We start from the raw sequence: 21,255 nt of genomic DNA, 5'->3' as shown, positions 1-21,255 counted from the left end.
CTCCCGATCCGGTCAGCTCGCCGTTACCTCGTCAACGGTACTGATCGTCGCGAAGCGGCGTGCCAGCGCGTACTCGGTCCGGGCGATGACCGCGTCGGTGCCGAGGGTCAGCGGGTCGGCCAGGATCTCCTCGATGGTGCGGTCGGGGGCCGCGTCGCGGTGCTCGATGGGGTGCGTGGCGGTCGCGTCGATGACGAAGGTGACGTCGAAGCCGAGGTCGGAGGCGACGCGGGCGGTGGTCTCGCAGCACTGCTCGGTGCGGATGCCGCTGATGAGGACTTCCCGCACGCCCCGCTGGGTGAGGATCTGCTGGAGGTTGGTGGTGGTGAAGGCGTTGTGGGAGGTCTTGACCAGTTCGATCTCGCCGGTCTCGGGCTCCAGACCGTCGATGTAGTGGACGAAGCCTTCGGCGGGGTCGAAGACGTTGCCGGATCCGGGTTCGGCGTGGAGGACCCAGACGACGAGGTCGCCGGTGGCGCGGGCGTGCTGGACGAGGCGGTCGACCTTGGCGACGATGCCCGGGTCGGAGACGGCGGCCCAGTTGGGGCGGCGGCGGAAGGACTCTTGGACGTCGATGACGATCAGTGCGCGTTGCATGGGTCAATCCTGGCGCCCGGAGGGCACGTCGGACAGGCACGATCGCGGCCGGAGGCGGAACGATCCGGTCACCGTCGCGCGGTGCGCTGGCGCGGCGGGTCTAGCATCGGGGCGGGATCGAGGCACGGAGGACGCGATGCGCGATATCGACACGCGGGTGGACGTGGTGCTCGGGCACCTCAAGGACCGGAAGTACCTGTTCTTCGGCATCGGGTTTCGCGAGACGATCCGCTATGACACGTTCGGCGTCTCGTCCGCCCGGCCCGAGAGCGACCGCATCCTCGTCGAGGTGCGTTGCCCCGCTTGCGATCAGGAGCTGCTGCTGCGCGTCGACAGCGTGGAGCGGACGCGGGTCAAGCGGCGCCTGCGGTTGTCGATCGCGCTGGTCGCGGCCGCGGTGGCGGTCGTCGGCGTCGTCGTGAGCCTGGGCGCGGAGTACCTGGCCGAGCCGATCCCGCTGTCGACGCCGCTGGGGACGGGCCTGCTGCTGGGGTTCCTGCTCGGCGGCCTGGTGGCCGGGGTGGCGGGGTTCTTCTGGTGGGAGCAGGACGGTGTGCACCTGTACATCGAGGCGGCCGCCTCGGACGACGTCCACTGGCGCCTGGACTCGTGGCGGGCGCAGCGCAACACGGTGTGAGAGCGCCTCACGCCGCCCCGGAGGGGCCAGGGGGTGTCTGGTGATGCCGGGCGGCCTGCATCACCAGACACCCCCCAAGTCACGCTCGGTACAGTCTCGGGCATGACAGTGGCTCTGGCTATCGACCTCGGCGGCACCAAAGTGGAGGCGGCACTGGTAAGCGGCGACGGCCGGGTCCTAGAGCACACGCGCACGCGCGCGGCCACGGGCGCGAGCGCCGCGGCCGACCGGGCGGTGGCCGAGGCGGCGATCGCGGCGGCGGTGCGCGGGTGCACGGCGGCCCCCGAGTGGAGTGAGGTCGCGGCGGCCGGGATCGGGTCGGCGGGTCCGGTGGACCTGGCCAAGGGCACGATCGCGCCGATCAACCTGCCGTCGCTGCAGGGCTTCGGGATCACCGAGTTCGTGCGCGAGGCGACGGGCCTGGACGAGGTGGCGCTGCGGCTCGACGGGACGTGCATCGCACTGGCGGAGTCGTGGCTGGGGGCCGCGCGAGGGGTGCGGAACGCGCTGGTCATGGTGGTCTCGACGGGCGTGGGCGGCGGCGTGATCGCCGACGGGCGCCTGGTGTCCGGGGCCGGCGGGAACGCCGGGCACCTCGGCCAGGTCGTGGTCGACCGGATCGAGGGCGCGGTCGAGGCGGCCACGGTCGAGGGGATCGCCTCGGGGCCGCGGACCGTGGCGTGGGCGCGTTCGCGGGGCTGGCGGGGCGAGACGGGCGAGGACCTGGCCCGGGGCTACCGGGAGGGGGACCCGGTCGCGGTCGCGGCGGTCGAGCGGTCGGCCCGCGCGGTGGGCCTGGGGCTGGTGAACGCCTCGACCCTGCTCGACCTGGAGCTGGCGGTGATCGGCGGCGGGTTCGCGGCGGTCGCCGACGACTACCCGGCGCTGGTGGCGGCCGCGATCGGCGAGGGCGCGGTGAACGCGTACGCGGCCGAGATCGCGGTGGTGCGGGCCGAGCTCGGCGGTGACGCGTCACTGGTCGGCGCCGCGGCCCTGGTGCACCGGCCCGACCTGCTGGGCTGAGCCCGCCCGGGGGTTCGTCGGCGGCGAACGGCCGCGTGCGGCTCGCGAGCTTCGCCCGCGCCGACGGCGCGGCGAGCGGGCGAACGGACCGCAACGGCCGCCCGGGACTCCCGGACTCGCCCTAGGCGTCTTCGGCGGCGAGGCGGACCGAGGCGGTGGCCATGTGGACGGCCATGGCGGAGGCGGCGGCGTCCGCGTCCCCGGCGGCGACGGCGCGCAGGATCGCGTCGTGCTCCTCGATCGCGGTGCGCGCCTTGTCCTCGTCGGCCACGGCGCGGTCGGCGTAGACCTGGAGCAGGGATCGGACCACGTCGAGCAGGTCGATGAGGACCGCGTTGCCCGCGGCCTGGGCGAGGGCGTTGTGGAAGTCGCGGTCGGCCTCGGCGAAGCGCGGCAGGTCGGCCACCGAGTCCGCCATGATCGCCAGGCGCCCGCCGAGCAGGTCGAGGTCGGTCTCGTCGGCGCCCGCGGCGGCGAGGCGGGCCACGTAGATCTCCAGGCCCGAACGCAGTTCGAGGAGTTCGGCGGTCTTGCGCCGTCCGATGAGGAGCCCCCATCGGAGGGTCTGCGGGAGCAGTTCGGAGGCGGTGCCCCGCAGGTAGGTGCCCGAGCCGGGGCGGACGTCGACGATGCCGAGGAGTTCGAGCGCGGCGAGGGCCTCGCGGACCGCCGAGCGGCCGACGCCGAGGGTCGTGGCGAGCTGCCGTTCGGCGGGCAGTCGCGTCCCGGGTTCGATGGATCCGCCGGTGAAGAGGTCGAGCAGCTGCCGGGCGACCTCCGAGACGGGGGTGCTGCTGGGCAGCGCGCCGAGCGAGGCCGTGATCTCGGCGGCTTGGTCTCCTGGGTAGGCGGGCATGGAAGCTGAGTGTACCGGCGGCCCGCCGTACCGGCCAGCATTCCCGCAGGGGGACCCGGCCGCGCCCGGGGTCGCGATCGGCATGGCGCGCAATGCAAGACGGTGAACACCACGAAAACATGTCCTAACATATGAGACAATGGTTTGCAATTGGTCAACCGGTTCGCCAAACTGGGCGCGTAACGATGGCATCAGAGTCGATGACAGGAGTCCCCGTGTCCCGGTCCCCCGCCCCGGCCCCGCCGGTCGCGCAGAGCGCGATCCGCAAGGTCGCCGTGCGCCTCGTCCCCTTCGTGGCGCTCATGTTCTTCATCAACTACCTCGACCGCACCGCGATCGGGTTCGCCTCCCCCAACGGCATGAACGACGACCTCGCCCTCAGCGCGGCGCAGTTCGGCTTCGCCTCGGGCGTGTTCTTCGTCGGCTACATCCTCCTGGAAGTGCCCTCCAACCTGGCCCTGCACAAGTTCGGCGCCCGCAAGTGGCTCGCGCGGATCATGATCAGCTGGGGCATCGTGGCGCTCCTGTTCACGTGGGTGCAGAACTTCGAGCAGCTGGTCGCCCTCCGGTTCCTGCTCGGCGTCGCCGAGGCCGGGTTCTTCCCCGGCGCGATCCTGTTCCTGAGCATGTGGGTCCCCGCGGCCCACCGCGGCCGCATCCTCATGCTCTTCTACCTCGCCCAGCCGCTCACCACCGTGATCGGCGCGCCGCTCGCCGGGGCGCTCATCCAGCAGCACGGCGTGTTCTTCGGCCTCGAAGGCTGGCGGTTCATGTTCATGGGCGTCGCGATCCCCGCGATCGTCGTCGGCGTCATCGCCTGGTTCTACCTCAAGGACAAGCCCGCCGACGCCAAGTGGCTCACCCCCGAGGAGCAGGCCTGGCTCACGAACGCCCTGGAGGCCGAGAAGACCGAGACCGAGGCCGCCCAGGGCCACGCCTCGATCCGCAACGCCTTCGGCAGCGGCCGCGTGTGGGCGCTCTCGTTCGTCTACTTCGGCTTCATCTACGGGCTGTACGCGCTGGCGTTCTTCCTGCCCACGATCATCGACGGCTTCCAGGCCGCGGCCGGGACCGAGTTCGACGTGTTCGAGAAGGGCCTGATCACCGCGATCCCGTACCTGCCGGCCGCCATCGCGATGTACTTCTGGTCGCGCGACGCCTCCAAGCGGGGCCTCAAGACCTGGCACATCGCCCTCCCGGCCCTGCTCGGCGCGGTCTCGATCCCGCTCGCCCTGTACGCGGGCTCGCCCGTCGCGACCATCGCGGTCATCACCGTCACCGCCTGCGCGATCTTCGCGGCCCTGCCGAACTTCTGGACGCTGCCGACCCGGTTCCTGACCGGCGCCGCCGCAGCCGCGGGCGTCGCGCTCATCAACACGATCGGCAACCTCGCGGGCTTCAGCGCCCCGTACGTGACCGGCGCCGTCCACGACTGGACCGGCGGCTACGAGGTTCCGATGATGATCGTCGGCGCCTTCATGCTGCTGTCGTCCGTGCTCATGGTGGCGCTCGCCCGCCGCGGGAACACCGCGCCGGCGCCCGCCGAATCGAAGGAGGCCGTGGGCCGATGACGCGGCTGTGGAACGACCCCGCGGACTTCGCGGACGAGATGATCGAGGGCTTCTGCGCCGCCAACGCCCGCCAGGTGCGGCGCGTGCCCGGCGGGGTCGTCCGCAGCACGGCCTCGCCGCGCGGCCAGGTGGCCGTGGTCGTGGGCGGCGGCTCGGGCCACTACCCCGCGTTCGGCGGGCTGGTCGGCCAGGGCCTGGCCCACGGCGCGGCCATGGGCAACCTGTTCGCGTCCCCTTCTGCGCAGCAGGTGGTCTCGGTGGCGCGGGCCGCCGAGAACGGCGGCGGGGTGCTCCTGGCCTACGGCAACTACGCCGGTGACGTGCTCAACTTCGATGCGGCGCAGGACAAGCTGCGGGCCGAGGGGATCGCGTGCGAGAGCGTCGCCGTCACCGACGACCTCGCCTCGGCGGGCGCCGGGGAGCGCGGCAAGCGCCGCGGCATCGCCGGCGACCTGGCGGTGTTCCGTATCGCCGCGGCCGCCGCCGAGGCCGGGTACGGCCTCGGCGAGGTCGCCCGGGCCGCGCGGCTCGCCAACGACCGCACGCGGTCGTTCGGGGTGGCCTTCTCCGGGTGCACGCTGCCGGGCGCCGAGGCGCCGCTGTTCACCGTCCCCGAGGGCCGCATGGCGCTCGGCCTGGGCATCCACGGCGAGCCCGGCATCGGCGAGGAGGCGGTCCCGACCGCCGACGGCCTGGCCGAACTGCTGGTCACGAGCCTGCTCACCGAGCTTCCCGAGGGCGTCGCACCGCAGGGCGCGCGGGTCGTGCCGATCCTCAACGGGCTCGGCTCGCTCAAGTACGAGGAGATGTTCGTCGTCTACCGGCGCGTCGCCCGGCTCCTGGAGGACGCGGGCCTGGTCGCGGTCGACCCGCACGTGGGCGAGTACTGCACCAGCTTCGACATGGCCGGGACCTCGCTCACGCTCTTCTGGCCCGACGAGGAGCTGGAGCGGCTGTGGGAGACGCCCGTGGACGCGCCGGGCTACCGGCGGGGCGCGGTCGCCCCGGCCCCTGAGCGGACCGACGTGCCGCGAGCGAGCGCCTCCGCGGCGGAGGTGCCGGTCGCGGACGAGGCCTCGCGTGCCGCCGCCGCGACCGTGCGCGCGTCCTTGGCGGCCGTGGCAGCGGTGATCGAACGCCACGCGGACGCGTTGGGCCGCATGGACGCGGTCGCGGGCGACGGCGACCACGGCATCGGCATGCGCCGCGGCTCCCGTGCCGCGCTCGAGGCCGCCGCCGCCGCGCACGGGGCCGGGGCGGGCGCCGCCACGACCCTCGCCAGGGCCGCCGACGCCTGGTCCGACCGGGCGGGCGGCACCTCGGGAGCCCTGTGGGGCGTCATCCTCGCCAGCGTCGCCGAACGGCTCGGCGACCAGGGGAGGCCCGAGGCGCGCGCCGTCGCCGCGGGGATCAGCGCCGCCGTCGAGGGCGTCCAGGCCTACGGCAAGGCCGAGGTCGGCGACAAGACCCTCGTGGACGCCTTGGCGCCCTTCGGCACCGAACTCGCCCGCGCCGTCGCGGAGGGCGCCGCGCTGCCCGAGGCCTGGGCCGCGGCGGCCGAGGCCGCGACCGGCGCGGCCGCCGCCACCGCCGGCCTGCTCCCCCGCATGGGCCGCGCCCGGCCCCACGCCCACAAGAGCGTCGGCACGCCCGACCCGGGCGCCCACTCGCTCGCCCTCATCACCGAAGCCGTCGCGAACGTCTTGCGACACGAGAGGAACTGACATGACCGAGCCCTTCCGCATCGTCGTCGGCAGCGACGACGCCGGGTACGACTACAAGGAGATCCTCAAGAAGGACCTCCAGGGCCACCCGGGCGTCGCCTCCGTCGTGGACGTCGGGGTCGGCGCCGACGGCCACACGGCCTACCCCACGGTCGCGATCGAGGCCGCGCAGCGCGTCGCCGGCGGCGAGGCCGACCGCGCCCTGCTCATCTGCGGCACCGGCCTGGGCGTCGCCATCGCCGCCAACAAGGTCCCCGGGATCAGGGCCGCGACCGCGCACGACAGCTTCTCGGTCGAACGCAGCGTCCTGTCCAACGACGCCCAGGTCCTCACCATGGGCCAGCGCGTGATCGGCATCGAGCTCGCCCGCCGCCTGGTGCGCGAATGGCTGGACTACCGCTTCGACCCGACCTCGGCCTCCGCGGGCAAGGTCGCGGTGATCGGCGAGTACGAGTCGAAGGGTTCGTGCTGATGGCCGCCCCGGTACTGGTGGGGGTGAGCCTGAAGATGTACTTCGGGCACGCCCGCGCGCTCCGGTGGTTCGACGCCGTGGCCGAGCGGGTGCGCGAGCACCCGGCCGTGGCCTCGGGGGACGTCGCGGTGTTCGTGATCCCCACGTTCGTGCAGCTGCTGCCGGCGGTCGCGGCGTTCGCCGGGACGCGGGTGCGCGTGGGCGCGCAGGACGTCGCGACCGCCGACGCCGGCGCTTACACCGGCGAGGTCAGCGCGGTCGAGCTCGCGGAGGTCGGCGTGGGCCTGGCCGAGATCGGGCACGCCGAGCGCCGCCGCCTGTTCGGCGAGACCGACGACGTGGTGGCGCGCAAGGCCGCCGCCGCCCTGCGCAACGGGCTGACGCCCGTGCTGTGCGTGGGCGAGGCCGACCGGCTCGGACGCGACGCGTCGATCGCGGCCGCCGTGGACCAGTTGCGGCGCGACCTCGACGGCGCCCCGGCGGGCCCGGTGATCGCGGCGTACGAACCGGTGTGGGCGATCGGCGCGGCCGAGCCGGCCCCGGTGTCGCACACGATCGCGGTGACGCGGGCGCTGCGCGAGGCCCTCGACGCGATGCCCGGCCGGGAGGGCTCGGCGGTCGTCTACGGCGGCTCGGCGGGACCGGGCCTGCTCGCGGCGCTGGACGGCGCGGTCGACGGACTGTTCTTGGGGCGCTTCGCCCACGACGTCGACGCCCTGGTCCAGGTCATCGACGAGGCCGCCGCCCTCGCCGCGGAGGCGGTCGCATGATCGGCCTGGGCACCTACGCGTTCTTCTGGCAGCACTCCGAGCGCGTGGACGAGCCGCTGTCGCTGACCGGCGCCTTCGAGGCCACGCGCGCGCTCGGCGTGGACCTCTTCCAGATCTGCGACTTCGCCCCGCTCCAGCGGATGGGCGGGGGCGAGCTGCGCGAGGCCGCGGCCGCCGCCCGCGATCTGGGGCTCGCGATCGAACTGGGCACCAGGGGGATCGAGCCGGAGCACCTGTCGATGTTCCTGGATCTGGCCGAGGTCTTCGAGGCGAGGTTGGTGCGCAGCATGGTCTACGGCGACCGTTCGCGCCCGGCCCTGCCCGAGGCCGAGCGGTGGCTGCGCAAGTCCTTGCCCGGCTTCGAGTCCGCGGGTGTGACGATCGCGCTGGAGACCTATGAGCAGGTCGCGACCGCCGATCTCGTGGACCTCGTGTCCGCGTGCGGCAGCGACCGGCTGGGCGTCTGCCTCGACCCCGGGAACGTCGTGGCGCGTCTGGAGCGCCCGCGCGAGGCCGTTGCGGCCACCGCCCACCTGGTGGCGAACGTGCACGCGAAGGACTTCGCGTTCACCCGCGAGGCGGGCTGGGTCGGCTTCACCTACAGCGGCGTGCCGCTGGGCACCGGCCTGCACGACTACCCGCACCTGCTGGAGACGGTCCGCCCGCGCGAGCGGGGCGTCAACGAGATCGTCGAGCACTGGCTGCCCTGGCAGGGCGACGCGCGGGCCACCGTCCGAGCCGAGCGGGAGTGGACCCGCACGGCGATCGAATATCTGAGGAGCACCGCATGACACCCGAGACCGAGACCTATCGCATCGCCGTGATCGGCGCGGGCGGGAAGATGGGGATGCGCGTCTCCGACAACCTCGCCCGGACCGGCCACACCGTCGCGTACGTCGAGAACGCCCCCGCCGGGCGCCGGCGCACGATCGACGCCGGCCGCGAGCTGACCGAGGCGCCCGAGGCCGTGGCCGACGCCGACATCGTCGTGTTCGCCGTCCCCGACCTCGCGCTTCAGTCCGTCACCGGCGACCTCGTGCCGCGGATGAAGGCCGGGTCGATCGCGCTGACGCTCGACCCGGCCGCCGCCTACGCCGGGCTCCTGGCCGGGCGCGAGGACGTCGTGCAGGCCGTCGCGCACCCGTGCCACCCCTCGATCTTCTTGCAGCGCACCACGCCCGAGGAGTACGCCGACACCTTCGGCGGGATCGCCGCGCCGCAGGACGCGATCGCGGCCGTCGAGTCCGACGACCCGGCGCACCGGGCCACCGTCGAGGCCACGGTCAGGGCGATCTACGCGCCCGTGGTCGACGTGCACTGGGTGACCGTCAAGCAGCTCGCCCAGTTGGAGCCGACGCTGGTGGAGACCATCGCGTGCATGGTCGGCGACCTCCTGCGCGAGGCCCTCGACGAGGCCGTGACGACCATGGGCGTGCCCGAGGCCGCGGCCCGCAGCATCCTGCTGGGCCACACGCAGGTGGCCCTCGCCAACGGGCTGCGCGGGGACAACCCGTTCAGCGACGCGTGCCTGATCGCGATGGACTACGGGCGCGAGAGCATCGTCAAGGAGGACTGGAAGAAGATCTTCCGCGACGACGAGCTGGACAAGAACCTGGCCAAGATGCTGCACCTCGACAAGATCGAGCGCTGATCGGATGAGAAGTGTGCGCCCGGTGCCCCGTTCGGCACCGGGCGCACTGGCGTTACCGGCCGAAAATTTGCTGTACAGGGACTGTACAGGTACAGTACATATATGGCTTCTCATGATGAGGCGGCGGCGCGGCCGCCCAAGAAGAGCACGATCGTCGCCCAATCCCTGCGCGCGGCCATCCTCGCCGGCCGCTACCGCGACGGCGAGCTCCTGCCCGGCGAGCAGGACCTCGCCCAGCGCTACGACGTCAGCCGCGGCACCATCCGCAAGGTCCTCGCCCGACTCGCCGAGGAATCCCTCATCAACACCCGCACCGGCGTCGGCTCCTTCGTCAGCTTCGGCGGCCAGGCCCTCGACCAGCGCATCGGCTGGGGCCGGGCCCTCGCCCGCGGCGGCGCCGCACTCCAGACCACGATCCTGCGCGCCGAACTGGTCGACGACCCCGACCTCGCCGTGAGCGCCGACGCCGCGACCTCCCGCTTCCTCGCCCTCGACCGGGTCCGCGCCCTGCCCGACGGCACGCCCGTCTCCCTCGAACGCAGCCGCACCCCCGCCCTCGGCGCCCTGGCCGCCGTCCCCGAACAGGGCCTGGTCGACGGCTCGCTCACCGCGACCCTGCGGGAGGCGGGCCTCAACCCCGCCTCGGGCGAGCAGTGGGTCAGCGTCGCCGGACTCGACCTCGAGGACGCCGCCCACCTCCAGCGCCCCGTCGCCACCCCCTTCCTGCACAGCACCCGCCTCGTACGCGACGCCGAAGGCGCCTTCGTCGAGAAGGTCGTCTCCTGGCTCGACCCCGTCCACTTCCGCGTCCACATCAGCTTCGGGGAGCGCTCATGACCATCGAAGACCGGACATCGGCCGACAAGGCGCTGGGCGCGTTCGCCGGGCTCGCGCTCGGCGACGCCCTCGGCATGCCGACCCAGTCCATGTCCCGGCAGGAGATCGCCGAGGACTACGGCCCCATCGGCGGGTTCGTACCCGCCGGACCCCGCCAGAAGATCGCCGCCGGAATGCCCGCCGGAAGCGTCACCGACGACACCGAACAGGCCGTGCTCCTGGCCGAACTGCTCATCGAGCACGACGGCGCCCTGCCCGCGGACGAGTTCGCCCGCCGCCTCCTGGCCTGGGAGCGCGACATGATCGCCAAGGACTCCCTCGACCTGCTCGGCCCCTCCACCAAGGCCGCCCTCCAGCGCCTCCAGGACGGCGAAGACCCCGGCGTCACCGGCCGCGGCGGCAGCACCAACGGCGCCGCCATGCGCATCGCACCCGTCGCCATCGCCGTCCCGGTCAACCCGCGGGTCCCGTTCCTGGACGCCGTCCAGGACTCGGCCCGCATCACGCACAACTCCAGCATCGGCCTCGCCGCCGCAGCCGCCGTCGGCGCCGCCGTCAGCGCCGGCATCGACGGGGCCGGGATCGCCGACGCGATCGCGACCGCCGCCGACTACGCCGACCTCGCCGAACGCCGCGCCCACTGGGTCGCGGGCGGACGCATCGGCCCCCGCGTCCGCTGGGCCGCCGCACTCCTGCAAGGCAGCGACCCCGCCGACCACGCCCGGATCGCCACCGACCTCATCGGCACCTCCGTCGCGGCACAGGAATCGGTCGTCGCCGCCCTCGCCCTCGCCGCCGTCAGCACCGACCCCTGGCAGACCCTGCGCACCGCCGCCGGACTCGGCGGCGACACCGACACCGTCGCGGCCATGGCCGGAGCCGTGCTCGGCGCCGTCCACGGCACCGCCGCCTGGCCCGCCCGCGCGATCACCGAAGTCCAGCAACGCAACGGCCTCGCACTCGCCGACCTGTGCACCGGCCTCCTCGCCATCCGCGCCAGGCACCGCGCCTGACCTCCCCGCCCATCCACTCAACGAAGACTGGAGCCCGACCATGACCACCACCACCGACACCGTCCCCGGCGGCACGCTCACCGCGATCGAACAGCGCGGCATCGAACCGGTGCCCGACGACGAACGCAACGGCAACCCCTTCCAGCTGTTCTGGGTCTGGTTCGCCGCCAACATCTCCGTCCTCGGCCTGCCCCTCGGCGCGACCCTGGTCGCCCTGGGCCTCAACATCTGGCAGGCCGTCATCGTCGCGCTCATCGGCGCGTTCGGATCCTTCGCCCTCGTCGGCATCGTCTCGGTCGCCGGCCGGCGCGGCGGCGCCCCCAGCATGACGCTCTCGCGCGCGATCTTCGGCGTCCGCGGCAACGCCGGTCCCACCCTGGTCTCGCTCCTGTCCCGCCTGGGCTGGGAGACCGTCAACACCACCACGGCCGCGTTCGTGCTCCTGTCGCTGTTCTCCCTCATCGCCGGCGACCCGATCGCCGCCAAGGACTCACCGGTCCTCACCCTCGTGGCCATCGCCGTGTTCGTCGTGTGCACCCTGCTCGTCTCCGGACTCGGCCACGCCGCCATCCTGGTCATCCAACGCTGGGCCACCTGGATCTTCGGCGCCCTCAACGTCGTCGTCGGCGCCTTCCTCGTCGCCACCGTCGACTGGGACGCCGTCACCGCGACCCCCGCCGGCTCCTGGAGCGCCGTCCTGCTCGGCATCGGCACCATCGCCGCCGGCACCGGCATCGGCTGGGCCAACGCCGGCGCCGACATGGCCCGCTACCAGAAGACCACCGCCAAGGCCGCGCACCTCATCGCCTCCAGCGCCGCCGGCGCGGGCATCCCGCTGCTGCTGCTCATCGCGCTCGGCTCGCTCCTGACCGCCGGCAGCCCCGACCTCGCCCACGCCCCCGACCCGGTCGCGGCCATCCGCCAGATGCTCCCCGCCGGCATGGCCGTCCCCTACCTCATCGCCGCGTTCGGCGGACTGCTCCTGTCCAACCACCTGTCGGTCTACTCCGCGGGCCTGACCACGCTCACGCTCGGCATCCGCGTCAAACGCGTCTACGCCGTCACCCTCGACGTCGTCGTCACCTTCGCGGGCGCCATCTACTTCATGCTCATCGCCGGCGACTTCTACGGCCCGTTCATCACCTTCATCTCACTGCTCGCCATCCCCATCACCGCCTGGCTCGGCGTGTTCCTCGTCGACATGCTGAAGCGCCGCACCTACGACCCCGCGGCCCTCATGGACGTGCGCCGCACCAGCGCCTACTGGTACCGCGGCGGCATCGAATGGCGCGCCGTCGGCAGCTGGATCATCGCCATCGCCCTCGGCTACACCATGCGCGGCATGGGCCAGGACGGCACGGCGTGGATCGCCACCTTCATCGCCGCCGCCGTGCTGTACTTCGCCCTGGGCGGCGCCAGGCCGGCCCAGAAGGAGACCGACGCATGAGCGGCCGCATCGTCTACACCGGCAACGTGATCGTCGACATCGGCCTCGCCGTCGAAGCGATCCCCGAACCCGGCGGCGACACCATCGCCACCGCCTCCGAGATCACCGCCGGCGGCGGCTACAACGTCATGACCGCCGCGGTCCGCGACGGCGCGACCGTCACCTACGCCGGCCAGTACGGCACCGGGTTCTTCGGCACGATCGTGCGCGACGCACTCGCCGCCGGCGGCTTCGACACCGCCCAACCGGGCCTGCCCGACCTCGACAGCGGCTACAGCGTCGCCCTGGTCGACGCGAGCACCGAACGGACCTTCATCACCCACGTCGGCGCCGAAGGACGCCTCGCCTACGAAGACCTCGTTCGCGTCCAGGTCGACCCCGACGACCTCGTCATCGTCTCCGGCTACGGCCTCGCCCACCCGGTCAACGGGGCCGCACTCGCCCGGTGGCTGCCGGGCCTGCCCGAGGCGACCACCGTCGTCCTCGACCCCTCGCCACTGGTGGCCGGACTGCCCGCACCGGTGCTGGACGCCGCGCTGGCGCGCACGGACGTCCTCAGCGCCAACGCGAGAGAGGCGCGGCTGATGACACCGGACGCCGAGAAGGCGTACCTGGGCGAACGGGCGCAGGCGCTGCGGGGGCGCCTGCGACCCGGCGGGATCGTGATCGTCCGCGACGGCGGACACGGCGCGTGGATCGCCGACGACCACGGCGTGCGACTCGTGCCCGGCTTCGACGTCGCGGCCGTGGACACCACCGGCGCGGGCGACGCCCACGTGGGCGTGTTCACCGCGGCCCTGACCAGGGGCGAAGACCTGGACGCGGCCGTGCGGCGCGCCAACGCCGCCGCCGCGCTCGCCGTCACCAGGCGCGGCCCGGCGACGGCGCCCGAGCGCGCCGAGACCGACCGACTCCTGCGAGAGCAGAACGCCTGAGACGAACCGAACGGCATCGGCCCGCTTCGCTTTCGCGAGGCGGGCCGATGCCGTTCAGGGCCCCGGTCTCAGGCCGCGTCCTTGACGCGGCTCTTGAAGGAGCGCAGGCGCAGCGAGTTCCCGACCACGAACACGCTCGAGAACGCCATCGCCGCACCGGCGAGCATCGGGTTCAGCAGCCCCAGGGCCGCCAGCGGGATCGCCGCCACGTTGTAGGCGAACGCCCAGAACAGGTTCCCCTTGATCGTGCCCAGCGTCCGGCGCGAAAGCCGGATCGCGTCGGCCGCGGCGCGCAGGTCCCCGCGCACCAGCGTCAGGTCCGCGGCCTCGATCGCCACGTCCGTACCCGTGCCCATCGCCAACCCCAGGTCCGCGGTCGCGAGCGCGGCGGCGTCGTTGACCCCGTCGCCGACCATCGCGACCACCTTCCCCTCGGCTTGCAGCCGGGCCACGGCCGCGACCTTGTCCTCGGGCATGACCTCGGCGATCACCTCGTCGATCCCGACCTCGGCCGCGATCCGCTCGGCCACGACCCGGTTGTCCCCGGTCAGCAGCACCGGCGTCAGCCCCAGGGCCTTGAACTGCGCGACGGCCTCGGCACTGGTCGGCTTGACCGCGTCGGCCACCACCAGGACACCGCGGGCCTCGCCGTCCCAGGCGACCGCCACGGCGGTCTTCCCCTCGCGTTCGGCGGCCGACTTCGCCTCGGCCAGTTCGGAACCGAGCTCCAGCTTCCAGTCGCCGAGCAGGCTCTCGCGGCCCACGACCACGTAGTGGCCCTCGACGATCCCCTGCACGCCCTTGCCTTCGACGTTCTGGAAGTCCTCGACCTCCGGCAGGACCCCGGCCTCGGCCGCGCCCTTGGCGATCGCCTGCGCGACCGGGTGCTCGGAGGCGTGCTCCAACGCACCGGCCAGTCGCAGCAGCTCGTCCTCCGCGACGCCCTCGGCGGCGACGACCCCGGTGAGGGTCATCTTGCCGGTGGTGACGGTGCCGGTCTTGTCGAGCACGATCGTGTCGACCCGCCGGGTCGACTCCAGGACCTCAGGGCCCTTGATGAGGATCCCCATCTGCGCACCCCGGCCGGTGCCGACCAGCAGCGCCGTCGGCGTCGCGAGCCCGAGGGCGCACGGGCAGGCGATGATGAGGACCGCCACGGCCGCGGTGAACGCCGCCGTCGCACCGAACCCGGCGCCGAGCCAGAACCCGAGCGTGCCGACCGCGATCGCGATGACCACGGGCACGAAGATCCCCGAGACCTTGTCGGCCAGGCGCTGGACCTCGGCCTTCCCCGACTGGGCCTGCTCGACGAGCCTCGCCATCTGGGCGAGCTGCGTGTCGCCCCCTACGGCGGTGGCGCGCACGACCAGCCGCCCGCCGGCGTTCACGGTGGCCCCGGTGACGGCGTCACCCTCGGCGACCTCCACGGGCACCGACTCGCCGGTGAGCATCGAGGCGTCGACCGCGGAAGTGCCCGAGACGATCACGCCGTCGGCGGCGATCTTCTCCCCCGGGCGCACCACGAACTCGTCCCCGACCCTGAGGTCGGCGACCGGGACGCGGGTCTCGGCGCCGCCGCGGATGACGGCGACGTCCTTGGCGCCCATCTCCAGCAGCGCCCGCAGCGCCGCGCCGGCCTGGCGCTTGGACCGCTTCTCGAAGTAGCGGCCGGCCAGTACGAACATGGTCACGCCCGCGGCGACCTCGAGGTAGAGGTTCCCCGCGCCCTCGGAGGGTTCGACGGTGAACTCGAACGGGTGGGTCATGCCCACCTCGCCGGCGGTCCCGAAGAACAGCGCGTACAGCGACCACGCGAACGCCGCGAGCACGCCGACCGACACGAGCGTGTCCATCGTGGCCGCGCCGTGGCGCAGGTTGGTCCAGGCGGCCTTGTGGAACGGCCAGGCCGACCAGACGATCACCGGCCACGCCAGCGCGAGCGAGGCCCACTGCCAGTAGTCGAACTGGAAGGCCGGGACCATCGACATGGCGATGACCGGCACCGACAGGACGACGGCGCCGATGAGGCGCTGGCGCAGCGAGGTGAGTTCGGGGTCGGGCCGGTCCGCTTCGGCCGCTTCGGGTTCGGGCGGCGCCGGGAGGGCGGCGGTGTAGCCGGTCTTCTCCACGACGGCGATGAGCTCGGCCGGGTCGGTGCCTTCGGGGGCCTCGATCCGGGCCTTCTCGGTGGCGTAGTTGACGCTGGCGGTGACGCCGTCGAGCTTGTTGAGCTTCTTCTCGATCCGCATGGCGCAGGAGGCGCAGGTCATGCCGCCGATCTCGAGTTCGATGCGGTCGGCGGCGGGGGCCGATGCCATGGGACTTCCCTTCCTTCGGTCGGTGTCGCTCAATTGTCGTCGTGCGAGGGCTCGGTGCCGTCGTGCCCGTGCGGGGACTCGGACTCGGTCGCCTCGCTGTCGGAGGCGGGACTGTCGGTCGCGTCGCCGGGTTCGGTGGGGCCTGCGCCTTCGGTGTCGAGGACGAAGGGCGCGGTGTGGACCTGGCCGTCGACTTGGAAGTCGAGGTAGAGCAGGTACCGGCCCTCGGTCGGCGCCGCGGTGGCGAAGGTGATCGCGGGGCCGGAGGTGGTTCCGGGCTCGGGGTCGTCGCCTTCGGGGTGGACGTGCAGGTAGCCGAGGTCGCCTTCGCGCAGCGCCACGAGGTGGCCCCAGGCGCCGAGGTAGGGCTCGAGGGCGGTGACCGGTTCGCCGTCGCGGGTGATCTCGACGGTGAGTTCGGTGGTGGCGCCCGCGGCGAGGTCGCCGGTGAGGGTCGCTTCGAAGCCGTCGACGCTCGCGGTGCGGGTGACGGGGTTCTCCGGTCGGGGCGCGTAGTCGCCGGTGACTTCGACGGTGCGCGAGAGCGTCACGTCGAGTTCCTCGTCCGCGTCCCCAGGGACGAAGTCGGCGAAGACGCGGTAGGTGCCCGGCTGGTCCCAGGACCAGGGCAGGGACCAGGTCTCGCCGTCGAATTCGGGGTGGACGTGCCGGAACTCGGCCCCGTCGGCGCGGACGACGATGAGGTGGAGTTCCTTCTCGTGGGACTCGGTGTAGCGGGTGAGGGCCGTGCCGTCGGGAGCGGTGATGTCGAAGGCGAGCGTGCCTTCGGCGCCCACGGTCGTGGGGGCGGCGACCTCGCTGAGGAGGTAGCCGTCCTGCTCGATGGCGAGGCCGCGGACCGGGTCGGCTTCGTGGCCGCCGTGGTCTTCCGTGTCGGTCTCCATGCCCATGTCCTCGTGTTCGGGTGCGGCCTCGTCCTTCCAGTCGTCGACCGCGGAGGCGGGGACGACGGCGCCGGAGACGAGGTAGGCGCCCGCGAAGAGCGCGGCGAGTCCGGCGGCGTAGAGGCCGAGGCGAGCCGGTGTGTTCATCAGATCCTCACCGCCTGGTAGCCGGCCTCGTCGACGGCGGCCAGTACGGCGGCGTCGTCGACGGGGGTTTCGGCGGTGACGGTGAGGCGGCCGGTGGCGGCGCTGACGTCGATGCGCTTGACGGGCGCGATCTTGCCGACCTCTTCGCGGACGCTGGTCTCGCAGTGGCCGCAGCTCATGCCGGTGACCGCGTACTCGGTGGTGATTTCGACGCTGCTCATGACGGCTCCTTCATCTTCATGATACCCCCTGAGGGTATCTCCTCTTGTGAAATTTATACCCCTGGGGGGTATCAGTGTCAAGCGTGGGGGCCGGAAAAACCGGACGAGTTCGGGGTCACACGAAGGCGGGCCGGGCGACCACCTGGTCACCCGGCCCGCCTTCGCAGGTCGTGGAGTTAGCCGATGACGTCGCAGTACGGCTTGACGGTCTCGACGATCGTGGGGCCCTCGGCCTCCTCGACGCCGAAGAGCGAGGCGGCGTCGCGGGCGAGCTGCTCCTCGTCGGCGCCGTCGGCGGCCGACTGGCACAGCTCCCTGGAGTGGTCCAGGACCTCACCGGGGGCGACGTCGGGCGCGATCTCCTGAAGCTCGGCCCCCAGGTCGGTCGGCAGGTCCGGGGCCAACTCCTCCAGGGACTCCTGGAAATCGGGGATCGAGGGCGCGTCGACGGGGATCTCCTCCTCACCGCAGGCGGTGAGGGCGAAGGCGGTGCCGAGCGCGAGAGCGAGCGCGGCGATGGTACGTCGTGCCATGGGTGTGACTCCTTCGAAGATGTCCGGCCACGGTATCAGCGCATTCGGGCATCACTTCGACAATTCCGGATGCGATGACTCACAGCAACTCTCGTCGCATGAATTCTCACCCGGCGCAACCAGAGGATGCCTTCAGTCGCTGCCGAGACCACGGTCCGGCCTTGCGCCGGCGTCGGCTTCAAGAAACATCGCGTCCGATATATATCTCTGATTCCAGTCGATGGCGGCCCGGCTCGAGGACGCCGGTGAGCACCGGCAGGACCGTCATCGGCCAGTACAGGTGCGTGCCGGGCATCGGCGCGATCACCTCGGCCGTGCGCGAGCCGCCCTTGTCGGCGATCGTGCTGCGGAGCCCTCGGGAGACCGCGGCGGCGCTGCCGTCGGCCGCTTCGTCCACGCCGCCGTGCGGGACGCACCAGCCGCCTTCGCCGGTGTGGAGCGTCCGGCCGGTCTCGATCTCGTGGACGCGCACGTGCCGGCCGTCGACGGTGCCCGAGAGGGTGGTGGTCACCGTGACGTCGGCCCAGGGCCGCCAGGTCACGGTCACGGTGCCGTCCTCGGCGACGCGGCCGTGCTCGGGGTCTTCGCGGCCGCGCCAGTGCAGGCCGTCCTCCGAGAGCGCCAGCGTCCCGTCGGGCGCGAAGCACTCCAGGCCGAGGCCGTCGACCGCGCGCGAGAAGCCGGCGACCGAGGAGTACGCGAACTTCGCGTAGGCGTCGCGGCCGCCGCGCATCTTCGGATGCCGCGCCTGGCCGTTCAGGCGCGTCACGTGCCCCTGCCGGTCGCGGACGTGGACCGCGCGGGCGGCCGGGTGCGGCTCGACCAGCGGGCCGGGGACCGCCGCCTCGGCGGTCCAGAAGGGATGATCGGCGGGGGCGGCCAGGCCCAGGAAGGCCTTGTTCGCCCACCACGGGGAGCCGGCCGTGAGGTACTGCTCCACCGCGCCGTCGTTCGGGTAGAGGTAGCCGACGGTGAGCCGGTGCGCGGGGTCGAGGATCGGCTTGTCCCACCACCATGCGAGGTGGCGGCGGGCGTGCCCGGCGGCCTCGGCCCACGGCACCGCCTCGACGTCCGCGGCCGCCAGCGCGCCCCACAGCGAGGACTGGGCGAAGCGGTAGCCCAGGCTGCGGCCGTAGGGGACGCCCGCGCCGTCGGCGGCGAACCAGGAGCCGAAGCGGCGCGCGAAGGAGGCGGCGTGCTCGACGTACCGGTCGTCGCCCGAGTGCCGGTAGTGCAGGAGGGCGTAGGTGTGGAAGGCGAAGGGGTTGTAGTAGTCGACGCGGCCGGTCGGGCCGTCGGCGAAGGCGCCCTCGCCCAGCAGCAGCTCCCCGATCCGGTCCAGGTGCGCGGCGGCCGCGGCCGGGTCGCGGGCGACGCCGACGCGGTCGAGGCCGTGCCCGGCGAAGACCGGGAAGTAGTGCCAGTTGTTGTCGACCACGCCGGTGGCGTAGGCGCGGGAGAGCCAGGCGGCGACGTGGTCCTTGTCCTTGGGCGCCAGGGGTTCCCAGAGTTGCTCCGGGACGGTGGCGAGGGCGTGTCCGACGGCGGCGGCCTCCACGCAGCGCTGGCTGGCGTGGGTGACGTCGCCGACATACCAGGCGTCGGTGGGGTCGAGGGCGCGGGCGAGGGTCCGGGCGAGGACGGGCCAGAGGTCGTCGGCGGCGGGGCCGGTGACGCCGGTGAGGCCCCAGAGCGGGCGGGTGAGCAGTTCGAACCAGTTCTCGGCGTGGGAGTGGTTCGACATGGTCACCGGCATCTCTTCGGGCCCTTGCGAAGCGAGGTCGACGGCGGGCCGGCTCAGCGCGACGGCGGCGGCCTCCCAGCCGTCGCGGTCCGGTTCGAGGGGCCCGAAGGCGCGCAGCGGGGAAGTCATGTTGGTAAACGCTATCAACACGGGGGCCGGGATCGCAACACCGGCGCGCAGCGGCCGGGCGCGAGTGTGAATAAAACAGGCATTGCTCGGAACCCCTGCGGGGCCGGACATTTCATAGAATCTCAGGTGGAAACGAACACTCGGATCGCCGTGCGGCGATCCGGGTCCCCTTCAGCAGGAAGGACTCCCGTGCGCACCACCCGCACCATCACCGCCGCGACCGCCGCGGCGCTCCTCGCCGTCACCCTCCTGGCGGCCGCCCCCGCGGCCGCCGGCAGCGGCGGCGCCCGCCACGGCATCGACTGGCAGCCCTGTCCCGATCTCGAACCGGGACAAGTGGTCGAATGCGCCACCATCACCGTGCCGCTCGACTACGACCGCCCGCGGGGCGAGCAGATCGAGATCGGCCTCGCCCGCCGCGAGGCGACGAACCCGGACGAGAGGCTCGGCACGATCCTCATGGACCCGGGCGGGCCCGGCGGCTCGGGCGTCGACTACGTCATGGGCGGCAACCCCCTGACCGCCGCCGCGGCCGAGCGCTTCGACATCGTGGGCTTCGACCCCCGCGGCGTCAACACCAGCACGCAGGTCCTCTGCGGTGAAGCGGCACTGGCCGCCGTCGAGGCGATCGGCATCCCGACCGACCAGGACTCGTTCGGGGCCTTGGAGGACGCCAACGCCGCCCTCACCGCAGACTGCAAGGACCGCACCGGGAGCCTCTTCGACCACGTCTCGAACCTGGAGACCGTCGAGGACATGGAGCGCATCCGCCGCGCCCTGGGCGAAGGCGACCTCAACTACCTCGGCTACTCCTACGGCACCATCATGGGCCAGCAGTACGCCGAGGCGTACCCGCGCCACATCCGCACGATGGTCCTGGACGGCAACATGGACCACAGCCTGGAATCGGTGTGGGACTTCATGAGCACCGAGACCGCCCCGCTCGAGGAGAACTTCGCGGCCTTCGCCGAGTGGTGCGGGTCCGCGCCGGAGTGCGCGCTCCACGGCGAGGACGTCGAGTCCGTCTACGCCGGCCTGAAGGCCGCCGCGCGGGCCGGCGAGCTCATCGACCCGTACACCGGTGAGCCGCTGGACTTCTACGGCCTCGCCGGCGACTTCACGTTCGGCGTGAACTTCCCGCAGTTCTGGTCCTACGTGGCCCTCGACTACCAGGCGATGCGCGACGGCACCCCGCTCTCGGGAGCCCGGGCCTACCAGGACGAGATCGAGGTCGAGTCCCTCTCCTACCCGGCGTGGTGCCAGGACTTCAACTTCGCGGTCGAGGACTACGCGGAGTTCGCCGCGCTCACCGGCAAGCTGTCCGCGGAGTACCCGGTCGTGGAGTGGACCCCGTACAACGCCTTCGCGATGCAGTGCGTCGGGTCGGGCATCGAGCAGACCAACGGGGCCGCAGAGCTGGACGTCCACCGCAGCGCGCCGCCGCTGGTGTTCCTGGGCAACCTGCACGACTACGCCACCGTCTACTCGTGGACCGAGGCCTCCTCGGAGCAGGCCGACGGCCACCTGGTCACGTACGAGGGCTACGGGCACACGATCTACGGCGGCCCTTCGGCGTGCGTCAACGCCCCGGTGGACGCCTACTTCATCGACCGCGAGGTCCCGCAGGAGGGCTTGAGCTGCCCGAACCTGGACTTCCCGGAGGTCGAGTCGCTGACCGACCGCCGGACCCCGGCGGGCCGGTACTGAGAGGACGGTGACGGCGGC

At 72.7% G+C, this 21,255-nt stretch carries 20 protein-coding genes; 13 read left to right on the top strand and 7 right to left on the bottom strand.

Annotated features, from left to right (window positions below; translation table 11 throughout):
* Positions 1 to 12: 12 nt before the first annotated feature.
* Positions 13 to 597: a cysteine hydrolase family protein gene (locus BLQ63_RS01665; RefSeq protein WP_091027403.1), complete on the bottom strand. Its 585-nt coding sequence runs from the start codon at positions 595 to 597 to the stop codon at positions 13 to 15.
* Between the two features lie 136 nt (positions 598 to 733).
* Between BLQ63_RS01665 and BLQ63_RS01660 the strand changes: the two genes are divergently transcribed.
* On the top strand, positions 734 to 1,234 hold the full coding sequence (locus BLQ63_RS01660; protein ID WP_091027402.1) for a hypothetical protein: 501 nt from the start codon (positions 734 to 736) through the stop codon (positions 1,232 to 1,234).
* 102 nt (positions 1,235 to 1,336) lie between these two features.
* Positions 1,337 to 2,257 (top strand): ROK family protein, encoded by a 921-nt coding sequence (locus tag BLQ63_RS01655; protein ID WP_091027401.1) that lies wholly within the window; start codon positions 1,337 to 1,339, stop codon positions 2,255 to 2,257.
* Positions 2,258 to 2,378: 121 nt separating this feature from the next.
* On the opposite strand, the gene BLQ63_RS01650 is transcribed toward BLQ63_RS01655, so the two are convergent.
* On the bottom strand, positions 2,379 to 3,113 hold the full coding sequence (locus BLQ63_RS01650) for a FadR/GntR family transcriptional regulator (protein ID WP_091027400.1): 735 nt from the start codon (positions 3,111 to 3,113) through the stop codon (positions 2,379 to 2,381).
* A gap of 200 nt (positions 3,114 to 3,313) precedes the next feature.
* Here BLQ63_RS01650 and BLQ63_RS01645 point away from each other — a divergent pair, with 200 nt between their 5' ends.
* From BLQ63_RS01645 to BLQ63_RS01600, 10 genes are all read left to right on the top strand, one after another.
* Positions 3,314 to 4,684 (top strand): MFS transporter, encoded by a 1,371-nt coding sequence (locus BLQ63_RS01645; protein WP_177154738.1) that lies wholly within the window; start codon positions 3,314 to 3,316, stop codon positions 4,682 to 4,684.
* Positions 4,681 to 6,408, top strand: a complete 1,728-nt coding sequence (locus tag BLQ63_RS01640; protein ID WP_091027398.1) for a dihydroxyacetone kinase family protein — start codon at positions 4,681 to 4,683, stop codon at positions 6,406 to 6,408. The genes BLQ63_RS01645 and BLQ63_RS01640 overlap by 4 nt, the downstream gene beginning before the upstream one ends.
* Before the next feature lies 1 nt (position 6,409).
* Entirely contained in the window at positions 6,410 to 6,880 is a 471-nt protein-coding gene (locus BLQ63_RS01635; RefSeq protein WP_091027397.1) for a ribose-5-phosphate isomerase, read from the top strand.
* Entirely contained in the window at positions 6,880 to 7,650 is a 771-nt protein-coding gene (locus BLQ63_RS01630; RefSeq protein WP_091028562.1) for a triose-phosphate isomerase family protein, read from the top strand. The genes BLQ63_RS01635 and BLQ63_RS01630 overlap by 1 nt, the downstream gene beginning before the upstream one ends.
* Positions 7,647 to 8,441, top strand: coding sequence for a sugar phosphate isomerase/epimerase family protein (locus BLQ63_RS01625; protein WP_091027396.1), 795 nt, complete (start codon positions 7,647 to 7,649; stop codon positions 8,439 to 8,441). Before BLQ63_RS01630 ends, BLQ63_RS01625 begins: the two co-directional genes overlap by 4 nt.
* Complete coding sequence (locus BLQ63_RS01620; RefSeq protein ID WP_091027395.1) at positions 8,438 to 9,301, top strand: phosphogluconate dehydrogenase C-terminal domain-containing protein; 864 nt, start codon at positions 8,438 to 8,440, stop codon at positions 9,299 to 9,301. The genes BLQ63_RS01625 and BLQ63_RS01620 overlap by 4 nt, the downstream gene beginning before the upstream one ends.
* Before the next feature lie 102 nt (positions 9,302 to 9,403).
* Positions 9,404 to 10,138: a GntR family transcriptional regulator gene (locus BLQ63_RS01615; protein WP_091027394.1), complete on the top strand. Its 735-nt coding sequence runs from the start codon at positions 9,404 to 9,406 to the stop codon at positions 10,136 to 10,138.
* The gene (locus tag BLQ63_RS01610) at positions 10,135 to 11,151 is read left to right on the top strand and encodes an ADP-ribosylglycohydrolase family protein (protein ID WP_091027393.1); all 1,017 of its coding nucleotides are present in this window, start codon (positions 10,135 to 10,137) and stop codon (positions 11,149 to 11,151) included. Before BLQ63_RS01615 ends, BLQ63_RS01610 begins: the two co-directional genes overlap by 4 nt.
* Before the next feature lie 40 nt (positions 11,152 to 11,191).
* Positions 11,192 to 12,598, top strand: a complete 1,407-nt coding sequence (locus BLQ63_RS01605) for a purine-cytosine permease family protein (protein ID WP_091027392.1) — start codon at positions 11,192 to 11,194, stop codon at positions 12,596 to 12,598.
* On the top strand, positions 12,595 to 13,533 hold the full coding sequence (locus tag BLQ63_RS01600; protein ID WP_091027391.1) for a PfkB family carbohydrate kinase: 939 nt from the start codon (positions 12,595 to 12,597) through the stop codon (positions 13,531 to 13,533). The genes BLQ63_RS01605 and BLQ63_RS01600 overlap by 4 nt, the downstream gene beginning before the upstream one ends.
* Before the next feature lie 68 nt (positions 13,534 to 13,601).
* Here the strand turns inward: BLQ63_RS01600 and BLQ63_RS01595 are convergent, their stop codons facing one another.
* The 5 genes from BLQ63_RS01595 to BLQ63_RS01575 form a co-directional block, all read right to left on the bottom strand.
* Positions 13,602 to 15,851 (bottom strand): heavy metal translocating P-type ATPase, encoded by a 2,250-nt coding sequence (locus tag BLQ63_RS01595; protein ID WP_091027390.1) that lies wholly within the window; start codon positions 15,849 to 15,851, stop codon positions 13,602 to 13,604.
* Positions 15,852 to 15,880: 29 nt separating this feature from the next.
* Positions 15,881 to 16,903: a heavy metal-binding domain-containing protein gene (locus BLQ63_RS01590; RefSeq protein WP_091027389.1), complete on the bottom strand. Its 1,023-nt coding sequence runs from the start codon at positions 16,901 to 16,903 to the stop codon at positions 15,881 to 15,883.
* Positions 16,903 to 17,124, bottom strand: coding sequence for a heavy-metal-associated domain-containing protein (locus tag BLQ63_RS01585; RefSeq protein WP_091027388.1), 222 nt, complete (start codon positions 17,122 to 17,124; stop codon positions 16,903 to 16,905). The genes BLQ63_RS01590 and BLQ63_RS01585 overlap by 1 nt, the downstream gene beginning before the upstream one ends.
* Before the next feature lie 176 nt (positions 17,125 to 17,300).
* Complete coding sequence (locus tag BLQ63_RS01580; RefSeq protein WP_091027387.1) at positions 17,301 to 17,657, bottom strand: hypothetical protein; 357 nt, start codon at positions 17,655 to 17,657, stop codon at positions 17,301 to 17,303.
* Positions 17,658 to 17,835: 178 nt separating this feature from the next.
* Entirely contained in the window at positions 17,836 to 19,530 is a 1,695-nt protein-coding gene (locus BLQ63_RS01575; protein ID WP_177154737.1) for a DUF2264 domain-containing protein, read from the bottom strand.
* 189 nt (positions 19,531 to 19,719) lie between these two features.
* Here BLQ63_RS01575 and BLQ63_RS01570 point away from each other — a divergent pair, with 189 nt between their 5' ends.
* Positions 19,720 to 21,237: an alpha/beta fold hydrolase gene (locus BLQ63_RS01570; protein ID WP_091027385.1), complete on the top strand. Its 1,518-nt coding sequence runs from the start codon at positions 19,720 to 19,722 to the stop codon at positions 21,235 to 21,237.
* Positions 21,238 to 21,255 lie beyond the last annotated feature (18 nt).

This window comes from Glycomyces harbinensis (assembly GCF_900101745.1).
GTDB lineage: Bacteria > Actinomycetota > Actinomycetes > Mycobacteriales > Micromonosporaceae > Glycomyces > Glycomyces harbinensis.
The sequence above is the reverse complement of the archived record's forward strand: the minus strand, read 5'-3'. Positions and strand labels throughout refer to the sequence as shown.

Bases quoted from the DNA above. Each gene is read 5' to 3' on its own strand.
- BLQ63_RS01665 (WP_091027403.1), bottom strand. From the start codon at position 597: ATGCAACGCGCACTGATCGTCATCGACGTCCAAGAGTCCTTCCGCCGC.
- BLQ63_RS01660 (WP_091027402.1), top strand. From the start codon at position 734: ATGCGCGATATCGACACGCGGGTGGACGTGGTGCTCGGGCACCTCAAG.
- BLQ63_RS01655 (WP_091027401.1), top strand. From the start codon at position 1,337: ATGACAGTGGCTCTGGCTATCGACCTCGGCGGCACCAAAGTGGAGGCG.
- BLQ63_RS01650 (WP_091027400.1), bottom strand. From the start codon at position 3,113: ATGCCCGCCTACCCAGGAGACCAAGCCGCCGAGATCACGGCCTCGCTC.
- BLQ63_RS01645 (WP_177154738.1), top strand. From the start codon at position 3,314: ATGACAGGAGTCCCCGTGTCCCGGTCCCCCGCCCCGGCCCCGCCGGTC.
- BLQ63_RS01640 (WP_091027398.1), top strand. From the start codon at position 4,681: ATGACGCGGCTGTGGAACGACCCCGCGGACTTCGCGGACGAGATGATC.
- BLQ63_RS01635 (WP_091027397.1), top strand. From the start codon at position 6,410: ATGACCGAGCCCTTCCGCATCGTCGTCGGCAGCGACGACGCCGGGTAC.
- BLQ63_RS01630 (WP_091028562.1), top strand. From the start codon at position 6,880: ATGGCCGCCCCGGTACTGGTGGGGGTGAGCCTGAAGATGTACTTCGGG.
- BLQ63_RS01625 (WP_091027396.1), top strand. From the start codon at position 7,647: ATGATCGGCCTGGGCACCTACGCGTTCTTCTGGCAGCACTCCGAGCGC.
- BLQ63_RS01620 (WP_091027395.1), top strand. From the start codon at position 8,438: ATGACACCCGAGACCGAGACCTATCGCATCGCCGTGATCGGCGCGGGC.
- BLQ63_RS01615 (WP_091027394.1), top strand. From the start codon at position 9,404: ATGGCTTCTCATGATGAGGCGGCGGCGCGGCCGCCCAAGAAGAGCACG.
- BLQ63_RS01610 (WP_091027393.1), top strand. From the start codon at position 10,135: ATGACCATCGAAGACCGGACATCGGCCGACAAGGCGCTGGGCGCGTTC.
- BLQ63_RS01605 (WP_091027392.1), top strand. From the start codon at position 11,192: ATGACCACCACCACCGACACCGTCCCCGGCGGCACGCTCACCGCGATC.
- BLQ63_RS01600 (WP_091027391.1), top strand. From the start codon at position 12,595: ATGAGCGGCCGCATCGTCTACACCGGCAACGTGATCGTCGACATCGGC.
- BLQ63_RS01595 (WP_091027390.1), bottom strand. From the start codon at position 15,851: ATGGCATCGGCCCCCGCCGCCGACCGCATCGAACTCGAGATCGGCGGC.
- BLQ63_RS01590 (WP_091027389.1), bottom strand. From the start codon at position 16,903: ATGAACACACCGGCTCGCCTCGGCCTCTACGCCGCCGGACTCGCCGCG.
- BLQ63_RS01585 (WP_091027388.1), bottom strand. From the start codon at position 17,124: ATGAGCAGCGTCGAAATCACCACCGAGTACGCGGTCACCGGCATGAGC.
- BLQ63_RS01580 (WP_091027387.1), bottom strand. From the start codon at position 17,657: ATGGCACGACGTACCATCGCCGCGCTCGCTCTCGCGCTCGGCACCGCC.
- BLQ63_RS01575 (WP_177154737.1), bottom strand. From the start codon at position 19,530: ATGACTTCCCCGCTGCGCGCCTTCGGGCCCCTCGAACCGGACCGCGAC.